The organism is Oscillibacter sp. KLE 1728 (assembly GCF_934833455.1).
GTDB classification, from domain to species: domain Bacteria; phylum Bacillota; class Clostridia; order Oscillospirales; family Oscillospiraceae; genus Oscillibacter; species Oscillibacter welbionis.
The window spans coordinates 1-3,047 of record NZ_CAKVVF010000136.1 but is presented as its reverse complement, the minus strand read 5'-3'; the positions used below and the strand labels follow the sequence as shown (position 1 = coordinate 3,047).

The following is a 3,047-nucleotide window of genomic DNA, read 5'->3' as shown; positions in this document are numbered from 1 at the left end:
CACAGGCACCACGGAGCCAACGATAGATCTGGCGGAGCGGTACGCTGCCGTCCTGATGAAATTTCAGTAGATCAGCGGAGAGGGGGAGAGGAGAATGGGCGCTGAAAACAGACATGGGCAGAGCTCCTATCGGAAGAGCTGCCCCATCAGCATCTACGACGTGGCGGCGGTGGAGACCTGGCTGGAGGACCTGGCCCGCAAGGGGGAGAACCCCGTCTGCTTCACGGGCAGCCGGGTGGACCTGTTGCTGGACGAACCGTGGGAGTGCCGCTTCCGGCTCCAGCCCCTCCAAAGGTGGAAAGAGGCTTTGGACCCGGAGCGGGTGGAGGCATACCGGAGCATGGGCTGGCGGCTGGTGGGGCAGCTGGGGCCCTTCTGGGTCTGGCGGTGCGATGACCCGAATGCCCCGGAGCTGGACACGGACCCGGTGGTCCAGGGAGAGGGATACCGATACTTAAAGCGGCGGATGATCTTCCGCACAGTGGGGGGCGGGCTGATCTGGCTGGCAATGACGGCGTATTTCATCCTGGCGGTGGCGCTTTCGGTTGCTTCTCTGGAGAACATCCTGAGAAACGCCAGCTGGCTGGGCTTTGTAGCCGCGCCGCTGGTGGCTGCGGCGCTGCTGACCATCTTGGGGATGCAGCTCTGGCTGGATGCCCGGAACACCTGGCGGCTGTGGAAGACTCTGACGGCGGGCGTCCCGCTGGAGAGGCCCAAGCCATACCGCCGTCAGCTGCGGCTGGGACAGCTGGCGTGGGGCGCTGCACTGGTCATATCTGTGCTGAATCTGGTGGTCAGCATTCAGAATCTGGACGGCAATCCCTCTGGTTGGGACCATGCGGCGCGGACGGTTTATGAAGCGGGGGAACGTCCGCCGGTGCAGATGGTTCTGGCGGACCTGACAGCCCTGGACGGCCTGGAGCCTTTGCGGACAGAGGTGCAGGAAAAATCCCTTCCCATCGCGCCGGAGATGTACGCTGCCCGCCAGTCTGCGGTGCTGCCCGACGGGGAGCAGGCTTTTCTCCAGACCGCGTATTACCGTATGCTGACAGCCGGATTGGCCCGGACCCTGACGGCAGAGCTGGCCGAGAATCGGGCCGGCTTTCTGGACAGCCGGCCGGAACTGCCGCTGGACCCAATAGAGGCCCCGGCTCTGGACGGCTTCTGGTGGGCAGAGGAGGCGGACGGAATCGGAAGTCCTGAACAATTCGCCGTGCTCCGGCAGGGAAAACAGGTTCTTACCCTTTGGTACACCGGCTCTGCGGACCTGCGGACAGAGACGGCGTATCTGACCTCTTTGCTGGAGAAATGACACGCCGCCCCCGTCAAGAAATCCCTCGCCGCCTCATACACTGTTCACCAGGGAGGGGGCCGAGGGATGGATGCCTATGATTGGAGCACAGGAGTCTACGCCACAGCGGTGGCCATGGCAAAATGCATGACCACGGAGGAGCTGTCCCGCACGGCGATCCTGCTGACCCAGCTGGGCACCACTCTGGGTACCCTGGCGGCCCTGCGGCAGATGGAGGAGGGCGGTACAGGAGCCGTCACGGAGGTTTGAAGAACAGCAGAAACCCGGCGGGGGACCTGAAAGGTCCCCCGCCGGGGGTTGTGATCGCTTTATTTAAGCACGTCCCCGAGATCCAGCGTGACGGTGCCGTCCTCCAGGACAAAGGCGGGGATGCCGATGCCGCCGTTTTTCTTGACGGCCTCATAGTGGGGATCGCTGTCCCGCAGGGCCAGATAGGCCTTCAGGTCCGGCAGGCTGGCGGAGAGATTCTTGAACTCGATCTCCGCCTTGGCATCGGACAGGCGGTTCAGGGCGTACAGGGTGTCGGGGCACAGGTGGCTTCCAATGACAGTGACTTTCATCTGATACCTCCGTTACTTCAGCGCGATGGCTTCGATCTCGCAGAGCACGCCCTTGGGCAGCTCCCGCACGGCCACGCAGCTGCGGGCGGGCTTGGAGGTGAAATACCTGGCGTACACCTCGTTGAAGGCGGCGAAGTCGCCCATATCCGCCAGAAAGCAGGTGGTCTTGACAACTTTGTCAAAGCCGGAACCGGCAGCCTCCAAGATGGCGCCCACGTTTTTGCAGCTCTGCTCCGCCTGGGCGGAGATACCTTCGGGGGTAGTGCCCGTGGCGGGGTCCACCGGGATCTGACCGGAGGTGATGACCAGATCTCCAAAGGCGTAGCCCTGGGAATAGGGGCCGATGGCGCCGGGGGCGTTCTTGGTTTCAATGACGTTCATGTGAAAAACTCCTTATTCTAAAATTGGATAGCTGATAAAATCAATCTGGAAAGCGCTGGAATCAGGCGGTCTCCTTCTTGGCGGCCACAGCCTTCACGAGCCAGTCCTTGCCCTCCACCAGACGGGTGACGATCATGGAGGCGATGGTGTCGCCGGAGGAGTTCAGGCAGGTGGCGGCAGGGTCGAAGATGAAGCCCAGGGTGGCGATGATGGGGAATGCCTCGGCGGGGAAGTTGAACATGCTGACAATCAGCATCTCGCCCACCAGGCCGCCGCCGGGAGCGCCGGAGAGCACAAAGGCGGAGAGAATGGCCACAACGATGGCCATGGCATAGGTCTCCGCACCGACGAAGTCCTTGCCGAAGACGCCGTACAGGAAGGCGATCTTCACGATGGAACTGAGGACGGAGCCGTCCATGTGCATGGTGCAGCCCATGGGCAGCACCAGGTCGCTGACGTCCTTGGGCACGCCGATGTTGTCACAGGCCTCCTTGTTGACCGGAATGGTGGCGGCGGAGGACTGGGTGGCAAAGGCTGTGATGGCAGGCGGGAAGATGTTCTGGATCATCATCCGGACGCCCAGCTTGCCGCCGGCCAGGAAGGCATATAGCGGGAAGAAGATCACCGCATAGAGCAGGCACAGGGGATAGTAGACCAGCATGGACCGGCCGTAGTCACCCACGATCTCTGGACCATAGGTGGCAACCAAATTGGCAAAGTAGGCGCCCAAACCGATGGGAGCGATGAACATGATGACGCCCACGAACTTCATGATGATGTCATTCAGGTTGTTC

The 3,047-nt window shown here is 62.1% G+C and carries 5 protein-coding genes; 2 read left to right on the top strand and 3 right to left on the bottom strand.

What is annotated here, in order from left to right; translation table 11 throughout:
• Positions 1-94 precede the first annotated feature (94 nt).
• Positions 95-1,312 (top strand): hypothetical protein, encoded by a 1,218-nt coding sequence (locus QVE23_RS10795; RefSeq protein WP_287968218.1) that lies wholly within the window; start codon positions 95-97, stop codon positions 1,310-1,312.
• Positions 1,313-1,378: 66 nt separating this feature from the next.
• Positions 1,379-1,561 carry a DUF6774 domain-containing protein gene (locus QVE23_RS10790; protein ID WP_021748458.1) on the top strand — a complete coding sequence of 61 codons (183 nt, stop codon included), beginning with the start codon at positions 1,379-1,381 and terminating at the stop codon, positions 1,559-1,561.
• A 59-nt stretch (positions 1,562-1,620) separates the two neighbouring features.
• Here the strand turns inward: QVE23_RS10790 and QVE23_RS10785 are convergent, their stop codons facing one another.
• The 3 genes from QVE23_RS10785 to QVE23_RS10775 form a co-directional block, all read right to left on the bottom strand.
• Positions 1,621-1,872 carry a glutaredoxin gene (locus QVE23_RS10785; RefSeq protein WP_287968216.1) on the bottom strand — a complete coding sequence of 84 codons (252 nt, stop codon included), beginning with the start codon at positions 1,870-1,872 and terminating at the stop codon, positions 1,621-1,623.
• A gap of 12 nt (positions 1,873-1,884) precedes the next feature.
• Positions 1,885-2,253 carry a RidA family protein gene (locus QVE23_RS10780; RefSeq protein ID WP_021748272.1) on the bottom strand — a complete coding sequence of 123 codons (369 nt, stop codon included), beginning with the start codon at positions 2,251-2,253 and terminating at the stop codon, positions 1,885-1,887.
• Positions 2,254-2,314: 61 nt separating this feature from the next.
• A partial coding sequence (locus QVE23_RS10775; RefSeq protein ID WP_287968215.1) for a dicarboxylate/amino acid:cation symporter occupies positions 2,315-3,047 on the bottom strand: 733 nt, incomplete at its 5' end.